The 12,397-nt window shown below is 60.5% G+C and carries 13 protein-coding genes; 10 read left to right on the plus strand and 3 right to left on the minus strand.

Annotated elements, in window-relative coordinates; all coding sequences use genetic code 11:
• The first annotated feature begins 318 nt into the window (after window positions 1–318).
• Genes ACUVTU_RS12245 through ACUVTU_RS12255 form a run of 3 tightly spaced genes read left to right on the plus strand, consistent with a single transcriptional unit; the run spans window position 319 to window position 1,236 of the window.
• Window positions 319–639, plus strand: coding sequence for a type II toxin-antitoxin system RelE/ParE family toxin (locus tag ACUVTU_RS12245; protein WP_445890244.1), 321 nt, complete (start codon window positions 319–321; stop codon window positions 637–639).
• Window positions 640–665: 26 nt separating this feature from the next.
• Window positions 666–773 carry a type II toxin-antitoxin system HicA family toxin gene (locus ACUVTU_RS12250; RefSeq protein WP_445890256.1) on the plus strand — a complete coding sequence of 36 codons (108 nt, stop codon included), beginning with the start codon at window positions 666–668 and terminating at the stop codon, window positions 771–773.
• A 40-nt stretch (window positions 774–813) separates the two neighbouring features.
• Window positions 814–1,236 carry a type II toxin-antitoxin system HicB family antitoxin gene (locus tag ACUVTU_RS12255; RefSeq protein ID WP_445890245.1) on the plus strand — a complete coding sequence of 141 codons (423 nt, stop codon included), beginning with the start codon at window positions 814–816 and terminating at the stop codon, window positions 1,234–1,236.
• Window positions 1,237–1,281: 45 nt separating this feature from the next.
• Here the strand turns inward: ACUVTU_RS12255 and ACUVTU_RS12260 are convergent, their stop codons facing one another.
• Window positions 1,282–3,234 carry an acetoacetate--CoA ligase gene (locus tag ACUVTU_RS12260; protein WP_445890246.1) on the minus strand — a complete coding sequence of 651 codons (1,953 nt, stop codon included), beginning with the start codon at window positions 3,232–3,234 and terminating at the stop codon, window positions 1,282–1,284.
• A 247-nt stretch (window positions 3,235–3,481) separates the two neighbouring features.
• On the opposite strand from ACUVTU_RS12260, the gene ACUVTU_RS12265 reads away from it, so the two are divergent.
• The 3 genes from ACUVTU_RS12265 to ACUVTU_RS12275 all read left to right on the plus strand — a co-directional run bounded on the left by ACUVTU_RS12265 (window position 3,482) and on the right by ACUVTU_RS12275 (window position 6,378).
• The gene (locus ACUVTU_RS12265; protein ID WP_445890247.1) at window positions 3,482–4,000 is read left to right on the plus strand and encodes an extracellular solute-binding protein; all 519 of its coding nucleotides are present in this window, start codon (window positions 3,482–3,484) and stop codon (window positions 3,998–4,000) included.
• 7 nt (window positions 4,001–4,007) lie between these two features.
• Entirely contained in the window at window positions 4,008–5,618 is a 1,611-nt protein-coding gene (locus ACUVTU_RS12270) for an ABC transporter permease (RefSeq protein ID WP_445890248.1), read from the plus strand.
• A gap of 121 nt (window positions 5,619–5,739) precedes the next feature.
• Window positions 5,740–6,378 (plus strand): ABC transporter ATP-binding protein, encoded by a 639-nt coding sequence (locus ACUVTU_RS12275; protein WP_445890249.1) that lies wholly within the window; start codon window positions 5,740–5,742, stop codon window positions 6,376–6,378.
• Between the two features lie 27 nt (window positions 6,379–6,405).
• On the opposite strand, the gene ACUVTU_RS12280 is transcribed toward ACUVTU_RS12275, so the two are convergent.
• Both ACUVTU_RS12280 and ACUVTU_RS12285 read right to left on the minus strand, forming a co-directional pair.
• Window positions 6,406–6,756 (minus strand): NYN domain-containing protein, encoded by a 351-nt coding sequence (locus ACUVTU_RS12280; protein WP_445890250.1) that lies wholly within the window; start codon window positions 6,754–6,756, stop codon window positions 6,406–6,408.
• A 245-nt stretch (window positions 6,757–7,001) separates the two neighbouring features.
• The gene (locus ACUVTU_RS12285) at window positions 7,002–7,238 is read right to left on the minus strand and encodes a nucleotidyltransferase family protein (RefSeq protein WP_445890251.1); all 237 of its coding nucleotides are present in this window, start codon (window positions 7,236–7,238) and stop codon (window positions 7,002–7,004) included.
• A 215-nt stretch (window positions 7,239–7,453) separates the two neighbouring features.
• On the opposite strand from ACUVTU_RS12285, the gene ACUVTU_RS12290 reads away from it, so the two are divergent.
• From ACUVTU_RS12290 to hutI, 4 genes are all read left to right on the plus strand, one after another.
• Complete coding sequence (locus tag ACUVTU_RS12290; RefSeq protein ID WP_445890252.1) at window positions 7,454–7,891, plus strand: HutP family protein; 438 nt, start codon at window positions 7,454–7,456, stop codon at window positions 7,889–7,891.
• Between the two features lie 182 nt (window positions 7,892–8,073).
• Window positions 8,074–8,874: a methyltetrahydrofolate cobalamin methyltransferase gene (locus ACUVTU_RS12295; protein WP_445890253.1), complete on the plus strand. Its 801-nt coding sequence runs from the start codon at window positions 8,074–8,076 to the stop codon at window positions 8,872–8,874.
• Window positions 8,875–9,233: 359 nt separating this feature from the next.
• The gene (gene hutH, locus ACUVTU_RS12300; RefSeq protein ID WP_445890254.1) at window positions 9,234–10,787 is read left to right on the plus strand and encodes a histidine ammonia-lyase; all 1,554 of its coding nucleotides are present in this window, start codon (window positions 9,234–9,236) and stop codon (window positions 10,785–10,787) included.
• 121 nt (window positions 10,788–10,908) lie between these two features.
• Complete coding sequence (hutI, locus tag ACUVTU_RS12305; protein ID WP_445890255.1) at window positions 10,909–12,195, plus strand: imidazolonepropionase; 1,287 nt, start codon at window positions 10,909–10,911, stop codon at window positions 12,193–12,195.
• Window positions 12,196–12,397: the final 202 nt, after the last annotated feature.

Here is a 12,397-nt window from a genome sequence, read left to right on the forward strand (position 1 = left end):
CTCCCCGACCTGGCGACCATGCCGCAGCTTGTGGTGGGCCAGCCGGGCGGCCCGGGCGGCGAGCCGCCCGGGCCGGGGAGCACCGGGGCGGCAGGTGGTCTGCCGGAAAAAACAGCCGAACCGGAAAGCAAGCCGGGGGAGGCCTGAGCCTCCCCCGGTTTTATTTATGGTGGTCTGTTTTTATAAACCTTACCTTGTTTTTTGCACATATTTATGTCATGATTGTGTCAATACGAGGTGGTTTGGATGCCCCGGAAATTTCCAATGGCGCACCCCTGTTAGATGGAGAAGAGGTTCTCAGAAAGCTGAGGGCAAAGTATGGAAGGCAGGGAGTATAGCCTGAAGTTTACCCCCAGAGCCGTGGAGGATTTGGACGACATATTTGGGTATATTGCCAGTAATCTTTTTGCCCCGGCGGCTGCTGAGAGCTTGATGGACAAAATTGAAACCAGCATAAGACGATTGAAAGACTTTCCACTTTCCGGCAGCCGTGTACTGGATGAACCTTTGAAAAAACGCGGTTATCGCAAGCTGATTGTGGATAATTATCTTGTCTTTTATCTGGTTGACGAAAAAGAACGTCAGGTGGTAATAATGCGCATCCTTTATGGAGCAAGTAATTATCAGAAATTATTGTAAACGTTGAAGGTTCTCATTATCAGTTAATCCATCCAGTAAAATCAGGAAAAGTTACCGTGCCCCATCCGAAAAAGTCTGTTCCCAAACGAACAGCAAGGAGTATTTTCAAACAGGCGGGTCTCCGTTTACCATAAAGTCCCGATCGAGTAAAACCGCTCAGGAGGATCAATAATAATGAAAGATTGCTATGTTTATCCGGCAATCCTATCGTTTGACGATGATGGTATAACTGTAGAATTTCCTGATTTGCCGGGTTGTGTTACTTGTGGTGATACCGAAGAAGACGCCATATCCATGGCCAGGGAGGCCCTGCAGCTGCACCTTTATGGCATGGAAGAAGATGGGGATGAGATTCCCAAGCCATCGCGGATCACTGAATTAACATTGGAAAAAAACCAGATTCCCGTTTTGATAGAAGCCTGGATGCCGGCCTTCAGGGACAAAATGGCCCATAAATCGGTTACCGCTACTGTTACACTGCCCCGCTGGCTGAAAATCATGTCGGATCGGGCGGGGTTGAGTTATTCATACGAATTGCAGGCGGCACTGAAAAGGCGTCTGGGGATTAAAGAACCCCCCTATGTCAGTGGCAAGTAGAAACCAAAAGCAGCCCGCGCAGGGCTGCTTTTTGCATGCCGGCTTTTAGCTCTCCAGCTCGGCCCGGTGGGCGAAGTAGGCCAGGGCTCCGGGGTTGGCCAGGGCGTCCTGGTTGAGCACGGGCTGGCCGTGGATGACATTGCGCACCGCCAGCTCCACCTTTTTGCCGTTGATGGTGTAGGGTATGTCGGGCACGGTGAGGATTTTGGCCGGCACATGGCGGGGCGTGGTGTTCTCCCGGATGGTGCGGCGGATTTTATTCTGTAGTTCCTCGGTCAGCTCCACACCGGGGGCCAGCTTGACAAACAGGATCACCCGCACATCGCCCTGCCAGTCCTGGCCCACCACAATGCTGTCCAGCACTTCGGGCAGGGTTTCCACCTGGCGGTAAATCTCGGCCGTGCCGATGCGCACGCCGCCCGGGTTGAGGGTGGCGTCCGAGCGCCCGTAGATGATTAGGCCATTCTGGGGCGTGATTTCCACATAGTCGCCGTGCCGCCAGATATTGGGGTAGTAATCGAAGTAGGCGGCGCGGTATTTTTTGCCCTCCGGGTCGTTCCAGAAGCCCAGGGGCATGGAGGGGAAAGGCATGGTGCAGACCAGCTCGCCCTTTTGGCCCAGCACACTGCGTCCCTGCTCGTCGAAGGCTTCCACCTTCATGCCCAGACCGCGGCACTGCAGCTGCCCGGCGTAGACCGGCCCGGTGGGGTTGCCCAGGGCGAAGCAGGAGATGATGTCGGTGCCGCCCGAAATAGAAGCCAGCTGCAAATCTTGCTTTATTTCCCGGTAGACGTAGTAAAAGCTCTCCATGGAAAGCGGCGAGCCGGTGGAGAGCACGGCCCGCAGGGCGGACAGGTCGTACTGTTTGCCCGGCCGCACGCCCTCCTTTTCCACGGCGGCCAGGTATTTGGCACTGGTGCCGAAGACCGTGATCCCCTGCTTTGCGGCCATTTCAAACAGGGCGCCGGGGTGAGGGTGAAAGGGCGAGCCGTCGTACAGCACCACGGTGGCGCCCACGGCCAGGGAGCTGACCAGCCAGTTCCACATCATCCAGCCGCAGGTGGTGTAGTAGAAAATGGTGTCGCTGCGCTTTAAGTCGGTGTGCAGCAGGAGCTCCTTCAAGTGCTGGATCAGGGTGCCACCGGCCCCGTGCACGATGCACTTGGGAATGCCTGTGGTGCCCGAGGAATACATGATGTACAGCGGGTGGTCGAAGGGCAGCTGGACAAACTCCATTTCGCCCGCCGGGTAGGGGGCCAGGAAATCCTCCCAGAGCACGGCCCCCGGCAGGGCGCACAGGTCGGGCTCGGGTTGGGCGTAAGGCACCACCACCACCTTTTCAATGGAAGGCAGTTCGGGCAGCAGGCCCCGCACCCGCTCCAGCGAGTCGAAGACCTTGCCGCCGTAAAAGTAGCCATCGGCGGTGAACAGCACTTTGGGGGCGATCTGGCCGAAGCGGTCCAGCACGCCTTTGATGCCAAAATCGGGCGAGCAGGAGGACCAGATGGCTCCCAGGCTGGTGGCGGCCAGCATGGCCACCACGGTCTGGATCAGGTTGGGCATGAAGCCCACCACCCTGTCCCCCTGCTTTACACCCAGTGCCTTAAGCGCCCGGGCGGTGCGGGAGACCAGGTCGTACAGGGCGGCGTAGCTGATTTTCTCCGCCGGGCGGCCTTCGCCCTGGAAAATCAGGGCGGTTTGCTCGTCGCGGTAGCGCAGCAGGTTCTGGGCGAAATTGAGCCGGGCGTCCAAAAACCAGCGCGCTCCGGGCATTTTGTCCAGGTCGACCACTACCTGGCTGTAGGGTTGCGAGAAGATCACCCCGCCGAATTCCCACATGGCCGCCCAGAAGTCGGCCGGCCGGTCGATGGACCACTGGTAGAGCTGGTTGTAATCCTGTATAAACAGTTGATACTTTCTGTTTACATATTGTATGAAGGCGGTCATATTGCTGGCGGCAATTTGCTCGGGCGTGGGCTGCCACAACAGCTGGCTCACGGACTGATCCCTCCTGCGATCATTTATTTGAATTGTATGAAAATACAAAAAATGTGCCAGACCGCCGGGCCACACTGCGCGAGTATTGTATAAAACTATTTGTTGCGCTTTTGCCGGGTGCCTGGCCGGAAATCCAGCCGGGTTCCTCGGGAAAGACGCCGGGGCAAATTGCGCTTAGTATCTAGTTGACTGAATGACCGGAGAGCTTTATAATTGATAACGAAAATAATTATCATTCACAAAAGGAGTGACAGTATGGGTAAAGGCAAGAGATGGAGAAGAGGCGGCGCAAAAGTGGGCGCAGGGCATTGTGGCCAACCTGGCCCGGCCGCCCAAGGGCAATGACCGCGACCAGGTCAAGGCCATCGCCGCCGGGGAAGGCGATGTGGCCATTGTGAATACCTACTACATAGGCAAGATGCTCCACTCCTCCGATCCCGAGGAAGTGAAAGCCGCCCAAAAGGTGGGCGTATTCTTCCCCAACCAGCAGACCAGCGGTACGCACATCAATGTGAGCGGGATAGGCCTGACCGTGGCGGCCCAAAACAGGGAGAACGCTGTAAAGCTCATGGAGTTTCTGGCGGGCAAGCAGGCCCAGGAGCAGTTCGCCCAGGCCAATTTCGAGTATCCGGCCAACCCGGCGGTGCAGCCCGCGCCGCTGCTCCAAAGCTGGGGCGACTTCAAAGCGCAGGATATTAATTTGACAGTGCTGGGGGAAAACAATGCCAGAGCGGTGCGGATCTTTGATGCGGTGGGCTGGAAGTAAATTAAAAATGGGGGACGGCTGGGCGCTGCTCAGCCTTCTTTTTCTGCTGCTGCTCCTTTTGCCCGCCGGGCGCATTTTCGGACAGCTCCTTAAGCCGGCGGGGGAAAACTGGGCGCATGTCCGGCAGTATCTGTTCCGGGATTACCTGCTCCATACGCTGCAGCTGGCGGGGTTTACCGTCCTGGGGACGGCGCTTTTGGGTACGGTCCTGGCCTGGCTGGTCAGCGCCTGTGATTTTCCCCTGCGCGCTTTTTTCCGCCGGGCTCTTTACCTGCCCCTGGCCCTGCCGCCCTATATCGCTGCCTGCACCTACAGCGGATTGCTCGGCTACACCGGTCCGCTGCGCTCTTTCTTGCGCCGGCAGCTGGTCTGGGAACCGCCCGCCGCCTGGTTTGACATCATGAACCTGCCCGGGGCGGTGTTTATCTTTACCCTGGTGCTTTATCCCTATGTGTATGCCGTCACCAGGGCTTTTTGGGAAAAGCAGGCGGCTTCCCAGATCGAATCGGCCCGCCTGCTGGGCCGGGGGCAGCTGGCGGTGTTTTGGGATGTGGCGCTGCCCTTGAGCCGGCCCGCCCTGGTGGGCGGGGCCAGCCTGGTGGCCATGGAGGTGCTGGGGGATTACGGGGTGGTGCATTATTTCGGCCTGCCCACTTTCAGCACGGCCATTTTCAAGACCTGGTTCGGTATGGGCGATGTGGACGCGGCGGTGCGCCTGGCGGCGGTGCTCATGCTGGTGGTGGTGCTGCTGCTCTGGCTGGAGGGCCGGCTGCGGGGAGGTAAAAAGTACAGCCCGGCCGGCGCCCGCTCCCGGCCTCTGGCGCTCTGGCGGCTGGCCGGCGTGCGGGGCTGGCTGGCCGCGGGTTTTTGCGCGGCAGTGTCCGGACTGGGCTTTTTCCTGCCGCTAGGACAGCTGGTCTACTGGGCCGGGCACAGCTGGCCGCGGGTGCTGGGCGGGGACTTTGCCCGCCTGCTGGTGGATACGCTGTTGCTGGCCCTGGTGGCCAGCATGCTGGTTCTGGTGGTGGCTCTGGTCGTGGCTAACTACAGCCGCCTGCACCGGGGAGGGCTGGCGTCCGCCTGTGCCAGAGCTACGGTGCTGGGCTATTCCATCCCCGGCCCGGTCATTGCCATAGGTGTGCTGGCCTGGTTCATCGCCCTGGATGGTTACCTGTACCCTCTGTATCGCTTTTTCAGCCCGCAGGCTGAACGCCTGTTGCTTGCCGGCAGCCTGGTTATGCTGATTTACGCCCTGGTGGTGCGCTTTCTGGCCATGGGTTTTAATCCTCTGCAGGCCGGTTTTGCCAGGCTGGGCCACCGCTTTAGCGAGGCTTCCCGCACTTTGGGAGCGGGGGTGACGGCCACCTTCTGGCGGGTGGATCTGCCCCTGCTGCGCCCGGCGGTGGCTGCGGCCTTTTTGCTGGTGTTTGTGGAAGTGATCAAGGAACTGCCGCTCACCCTGATGCTGCGCCCGTTCAACTTCCAAACGCTGGCGGGCAAGGTGTTCCAGTACGCCGGCGATGAGATGCTGCCCGAAGCGGCGGTACCGGCGCTGGTGATTGTGGCCCTGAGCACGCTGGCGGTCTGCTGGCTGGAAAGCGGTGGACGCCGCTGGTGAAGGGCGGAGCCGTGTGCCGGCCAAGAGCAGGGCGGCAGCTTTTCCGGGAGCCTGGTGCAGGGTGGGCGGCAATATTTCCGGGATGGTGTTGGGTTAGAATCTGGAGGCGCGGGGGGATAAAATGTCTGCTATAGAAATGCACGATCTGCTCTTTGGTTACCCGGGTGCGGTGGCGCCCGTGCTGGAGGGGTTTGAGCTTACTGTGGAGGCGGGGGAAATAGTGGCGCTGGTGGGGCCTTCGGGCTGCGGCAAGAGCACCGTGCTGCGCCTGCTGGCCGGTCTGGAGAGGCCCCGGCGGGGGCGTATCAGCATCGGGGGGCGCCTGATGGTGGGCGACGGCATTTTTGTGCCGCCCGAGCGGCGGGGGGTGGGCATGGTTTTTCAGGATTTCGCCCTTTTCCCCCATCTTACGGTGGAGAAAAACATCGCCTACGGGATCAACCGGCTGCCCCGGGCGGAGCGCCGGGAGCGCCTGAAGGCGCTGCTGGCCTTGACCGGGCTGGCCGAACTGGTTCATCGCTATCCCCACCAGCTCAGCGGCGGCCAGCAGCAGCGGGTGGCTCTGGCCCGGGCCCTGGCCCCCGGCCCGGCCGTGCTTTTGCTGGACGAACCCTTCAGCAGCCTGGACGCCCACCTGCGCGACCGCCTGCGGGGCGAGGTGCGTCGCATTATCCGGGCGGCCGGAACCACCGCCCTGTTTGTCACCCACGACCGGCAGGACGTAGAGGCCCTGGCCGACCGCCGGGTGGAGATGGGGTGAGGAAAAATAAGCGGGGGTCCCCCGCTTTTATTTTCTTAATATGGAATTAATTACATCCTGTGAAATGACATATCTTTCGTCGGCTGCTTCCCAGAGATCCCGGTGTGGTCTTAAATTGATATTTTCTATCGCATTTTTGTAGTTGGAATGAAACAGCTTTACTATAACACCCTCTTGTTTTGCAGCAATAATGGCAGGCAGAAAATCGCTGTCACCGGTAACTATTGCTGCATGGGTAATCTTTTGCTTGGAAGCCAACATGACCATATCAACGCCCAGCATGATGTCTACACGCTTTTGCTGTAATATCAACCGGCCGGTGTCTCTGTCAATACCTCGAAACTCTAATTTTCCTGCTCTGACTTCATATTTGGGCAAGCTATTTAATCTGCTGAAAAAGGATTGGGCGTTTGCGAACTGTCGGGATTGATCGGGGGTTAATGAATATGGCTATTCGATCCGGTATGGAAGGCAATCGCTTACCACCCCCATAAATAATAATAAGGGGCTGAATTATGTATCAACCCCCGGTCAAATAAAATCTCGCCTGCCATCCTACTAGAATGACAGGAAATAAGTCTACTTAAAATGATAACGTTTTGTGTTTTGCATGTCAATAACTTCTATGAAATTATCGCGGCGCTTTCCACGTTACATTTCAGAATTGCTTTGAGTTCTTCTGTCAGTGCGATGTGGTCGAAAAGCGATACTGCCTTGTCCCGGGCGTATTCCACCAGAATATCCACATCGCTGTCCGGGTGTTGGTCCCCCCTGGCCAGCGATCCGAAAATGGCAGCTTTTACTGCGCCATGCCGGCGCAATATTGGTTCGGTAATTAACTTGATGGTTTCCAGATTCATGTTTTTGATCACCGCCTCTAAAAATATTATACCGCGGGGTGAGGGGAGATTAAACGCTTATTTTATTAAGCGAAAAAGGTTTTGAGCAGCATAGTGCTTGTGTGTTGGCACTAATTTTGCTAGTATTTTGCTTATATATTTTTCGGATATCAAACAGCCCCGCCCGGGGCAGGCTAATGCTGCCCGGAGCAAACTGAGAGCGGCAGGTGAAGGTGATGCGCACCATTGGCCGGGTGGCCACTTTGCTGGTGCTGGCGGAAAAAGAGGAGCAGGCGGCGCTGCTGGCCCGGGCCGGAGCGGCCGGTTACCGGGCCGTGCTGGGCCGGGTGGGTTCCATGGCGGCGGACAAGGTGGTGGCCGCGGTGGAAACCGCAGTGCAGCGGGAGGGGCTGCTGGATTACAGCTACCGCCAGATGCACTCGCTCTATCACGCCATCATTGAAGCCCTGTACGGCGTCTGCCGGGGCCAGCTGGAGCTGGGCCAGATTCTGCGCACTGTGGGCCTGACCTTTGCCGTGGTTCTGGGGCCGCGGGAAGCGAGAGCGGCCGACCCGCGGGACCAGTGGCTGGCAGTGGCTCTTTACGGCACCATCGGCGCACCCAAAAAGGGTTTTGAGCACGAGGTGATTGGTCTGGGGATCAATCATCTTTAGCGCGGCAGCATAAAAATGCGCTGTTTTTCTCTTAGATCAGCCCCTCCCGGGTACCGGCCCGGCTGCGCTGTGCGGAGGAAGGATAGCCGGTCGGGGCTGCGGGCGGGAAATACCAGACAGGTCGCCTTTAGCGGACAAATTAATCAGTGCTGTGAACCAGCAACAAATAGGGGGTTTGATTTATGCTGATAGTGGGGGAACTGATCAACACCAGCCGCAAGGCCATCAAAGAGGCGGTGGAAAAGCGGGATGCGGCCTACATCCGGGAAATCGCCAGCCAACAGGCCGCGGCCGGGGCGCACTACATTGATGTGAACTGCGGTACCATGGTGGGCAATGAACCCGAAATTATGCAGTGGCTGGTGCAGCTGGTGAAAGAGGCCGTGGACCGGCCCCTGTGCATTGACAGCCCCAGCGCCCAGGCCCTGGAGGCGGGGCTGGCCCTGGCGGTGGACAAAGGGCAGCCCATGGTCAACTCTATATCCGCCGAAAAAGAGCGCTACGAAAGCGTGCTGCCTTTGGTGCTGAAATACCGGGCCAAAGTGGTGGCGCTGCTCATGGACGACAGCGGCATGCCCGACACCGCTGAGCAGCGCCTGGACGTGGCCCGCCGTCTGGTGACCGACCTCACTGCCGCCGGGGTGCCCATGGAGGACATCTACATCGATCCGCTGGTCAAGCCGGTGAGCACCTCGGACGGGGCCGGTCTGGAGGTGCTGGAGTCCCTGCGCCTGATCCGCCGGGAGTTTCCCGCTGTGCACACCATCTGCGGGCTGAGCAATGTGAGCTACGGGCTGCCCAGCCGGGCGGTGCTCAACCAGGCTTTTTTAATCCAGACCATGACGGCGGGCATGGACAGCTACATTCTGGATCCGCTGGATAAAAAGCTGATGGGCTTTTACTATGCTTCCCGGGCGCTTTTGGGCCAGGATGAATACTGCAGCGACTATCTGGCGGCCTACCGGGCGGGATTGTACAGTTGAGAAGTGAGAAGTGAGATGTTAGAGGTGAGATGTAAGAGGTGAGAAAAAGGTATTGTCAGAAGATTGTGCTTGTAGTATGGTGTGATTAAGAATACCATAACCCCTTAATCTACTCAGAGGCATTAGTTGGCAGGGAGTAGAGGCGCGATACGCAGCGCTTCGCTCCCTTTTCTGTTTTACCAGACTAAAGTCGGTTTTGGGTGCTGGTTTGACGCAGCTCTCTGGCTATTGCCGGTTTGACGGTGGGGCCGGTACATTTTTCGGGCGAGGCCAGGATGCGCGCGGTCGCAAAAGGCAAGTGCTAGAGTTGCTCAAACAAGGGGCTGGCAGAGACAATAAAGGCGGAGGAGGAAAAGAGCATGCTGGAACTGGAAACCAGGCCGGCGTTAAACGCTTTGTTTATTGATGGCAACAGCCTGACCATTGAACAGGTGCTGGCGGTGGCCGGCCAAAACATGCCGGTCAGTTTGAGTGTGGTGGGCAAGGCCAATTTGCTGCGGGCCCGCCGCCTGGTGGAGAAAATAGTGGAGGATGGCCTTACGGTTTACGGCGTGACCACGGGTTTTGGCAAATTCAGCGAGGTTACGGTTTCGCCCGAAGAATGCAATGAACTGCAGAAGAACATCATCATGAGCCATGCCGGCGGGGTGGGGCGGCCCCTGCCCCGGGAGGCGGTGCGGGCCATGATGCTGCTGCGGGCCAACTCGCTGGCCAAAGGCTACTCCGGGGTGCGCCTGGAAGTGGTGCAGCTACTGCTGGATATGCTCAACTGCGGCGTCCATCCCGTGGTGCCCTGTCAGGGTTCGGTGGGAGCCAGCGGTGATTTGGTGCCCCTGTCCCATATCGCCCTGGTCATGATCGGTATGGGGGAAGCCGAATACCAGGGTCGCATTCTGCCCGCCGAGGAGGCGCTGAAGCAGGCCCGTTTAAAGCCCGTGGTGCTGCAGGCCAAGGAAGGGTTGGCTCTGATCAACGGCACCCAGTACATGAGCGCCCTGGGCTGCCTGGCCGTGGCCGGGGCGACCCGGCTGGCCAAAGGGGCCTGCATAGCCGCCGCCATGACCTTTGAGGCCCTGGAGGGCATCCCGGCGGCCTATAGCCCCCTCATTCACGATGCGCGGCCCCATGCCGGGCAGAAAACCTGCGCCCGGGCCATGCGCCATCTGCTGGAGGGCAGCGAACTGCTGGAGCGGGAAAAGCACGACCGGGTGCAGGACGCCTACACTCTGCGCTGCATTCCCCAGGTGTACGGCGCCTCCCTGGATGCCATCAGCCATGTGCGCAGTGTGCTGGAGACCGAGATCAATTCGGCTACCGACAACCCGCTGGTCTTTCCCGATGCCGGCTGCGTAATCAGCGGCGGCAACTTCCACGGCCAGCCCCTGGCCCTGGTGCTGGACTACCTGGCCATGGCGGTGTCCGAACTGGGCAGCATGGCCGAGCGGCGGGTGGAAAGGCTGGTCAACCCGGCCTTAAACGGCCAGCTGCCGCCCTTTTTAACCCGGCACGGCGGGCTGAATTCCGGGATGATGATCCTGCAGTATGTGGCGGCGGCTCTGGCTTCCGAGAACAAGGTGCTGTCCCACCCGGCCAGTGTGGATTCCATACCCACTTCGGCCAACCAGGAAGACCACGTCAGCATGGGTTCCATAGCCGCCCGCAAGGTGGGCAGTGTGCTGGAAAACGTCTCCTGGGTGGTGGCGGCCGAGTTTTTAGCCGCCGCCCAGGCCCTGGACTACGTGCAGCACACGCCGGGGTTGGGCAGCCGCATCGCCCACGCCCTGGTGCGGGAAGTGGTGCCCCACTGGGAGGGCGACCGCATTCTCTACCAGGATTTGCACCGGGTGCACGCCCTGCTGCAAAGCGGCGGCCTGGTGGAACGGGTGGAGCAGGAAATTGGGCCGCTGTGGTAAAACTTGCCGCGGGGGACGGGCCGTCCGCCCGGCAGGCTGCTGCCGGCCGGCGGCGGGTTAGCGCGGCTGGGGCGCCCCGGTTTGAGGCATGATGCCGGAAGGCTTTGAAGGAGATATGTCTATGGGTGAAAAAGTGGACCTTTTGCTGCACAGCGCCGGCGAGCTGATCACGGTGGCCGGCGGGTCGGCGCAGCCCCGGCGGGGGCGCGCAATGAGCGAGATTGGTATGATCCGGGACGGTGCCGTGGCTGTGCGGGAGGGTCGCATCGTGGCGGTGGGGGCCACCCGCGAGGTGCGGCAGCGGGTGGAAACCGGCCGGGATACCGTGGAAATAGACGCCCGGGGCAAAGTGGTGCTGCCCGGGCTGGTGGATCCCCACACCCACCTGGTTTTTGCCGGCTCCCGGGAGTATGAACTGGAAATGAAAATTGCCGGCGCCGGCTATCTGGAGATTCTGGCCCGGGGCGGGGGTATTCTGGACACCGTGCGGGCCACCCGGGCGGCCGGGTATGAACAGCTGAAAGAAACCGCCCGGGGCTACCTGCGGGAAATGCTGGCCCAGGGTACCACCACCGCCGAGGTCAAGAGCGGCTATGGCCTGGATACCGAAACCGAGCTAAAAACGCTGCGGGTGGCGGCTGAGCTGGGCCGCAGCCAGCCCGTGGAACTGGTGCCCACCTTTCTGGGCGCCCACGCCGTACCGCCCGAGTACCGGGATAATCCGCAGGCCTATGTGGACCTGGTGGTGGAGGAGATGCTGCCCGCTGTGGCCCGGGCGGGTCTGGCCCGGTTCTGCGATGTTTTCTGCGAGGCGGGAGTGTTTTCCCCGGAACAAACCCGGCACATTCTGGGCGCCGCCCGCCGGCTGGGCCTGGAGCTCAAGCTGCACGCCGATGAGATCGAGCCCCTGGGCGGGGCCGAGCTGGCGGCCGAGCTGGGCGCCACGTCGGCCGACCACCTGGTGCAGATTTCCGAGCCGGGCATCCGGGCGCTGGCTGCTTCCCGCACTGTGGCCGTGCTGCTGCCCGCCACCACCTTCTGCCTGATGGGTACGCGGTACGCGCCGGCCCGGCGCATGATCGAGCAGGGGGTGGCAGTGGCCCTGGCCAGTGATTTCAACCCGGGCAGTTCGCCGGTGAACTCCCTGCCCCTGGTGATGGGCATTGCCTGCCGCCAGCTGAAGATGCAGCCGGCCGAGGTGGTGACGGCGGTGACCATCAATGCGGCCCATGCCATCGGGCAGGCCCACCGCCTGGGCAGTCTGGAGCCGGGCAAGCAGGCCGACCTGGTGGTGTTTGATGCGCCGTCCTACCAGTATGTGATGTACCGCCTGGGGGGGCAGCTGGTGGATACGGTGGTCAAGGCCGGGCGGGTGGTCTGGCGGCGCCGGGGGAGGGAGGCCTGTTAGCCCGGCCCGGCCGGGGTGGAACGCATGCGGGTGCGCATCCCGTGCGAAAACAGGATACGCAGCCGCAGGCGGCAATACCTGGCGTGGCAGTATCCGCGCTCGCTCCAGGCTAACGTTTATACGCACATGCGGGTGCGCTAATCCCGGGCGAGCCCGTCCGGAGCACCGGCTGCAGCACCCGGCGAGGCCGCGGCAGCGGGCC

Source organism: Desulfurispora sp. (genome assembly GCF_052744395.1).

Bases quoted from the DNA above. Each gene is read 5' to 3' on its own strand.
- ACUVTU_RS12245 (WP_445890244.1), top strand. From the start codon at position 319: ATGGAAGGCAGGGAGTATAGCCTGAAGTTTACCCCCAGAGCCGTGGAG.
- ACUVTU_RS12255 (WP_445890245.1), top strand. From the start codon at position 814: ATGAAAGATTGCTATGTTTATCCGGCAATCCTATCGTTTGACGATGAT.
- ACUVTU_RS12270 (WP_445890248.1), top strand. From the start codon at position 4,008: ATGGGGGACGGCTGGGCGCTGCTCAGCCTTCTTTTTCTGCTGCTGCTC.
- ACUVTU_RS12275 (WP_445890249.1), top strand. From the start codon at position 5,740: ATGTCTGCTATAGAAATGCACGATCTGCTCTTTGGTTACCCGGGTGCG.
- ACUVTU_RS12285 (WP_445890251.1), bottom strand. From the start codon at position 7,238: ATGAATCTGGAAACCATCAAGTTAATTACCGAACCAATATTGCGCCGG.
- ACUVTU_RS12290 (WP_445890252.1), top strand. From the start codon at position 7,454: ATGCGCACCATTGGCCGGGTGGCCACTTTGCTGGTGCTGGCGGAAAAA.
- ACUVTU_RS12295 (WP_445890253.1), top strand. From the start codon at position 8,074: ATGCTGATAGTGGGGGAACTGATCAACACCAGCCGCAAGGCCATCAAA.
- hutH (WP_445890254.1), top strand. From the start codon at position 9,234: ATGCTGGAACTGGAAACCAGGCCGGCGTTAAACGCTTTGTTTATTGAT.
- hutI (WP_445890255.1), top strand. From the start codon at position 10,909: ATGGGTGAAAAAGTGGACCTTTTGCTGCACAGCGCCGGCGAGCTGATC.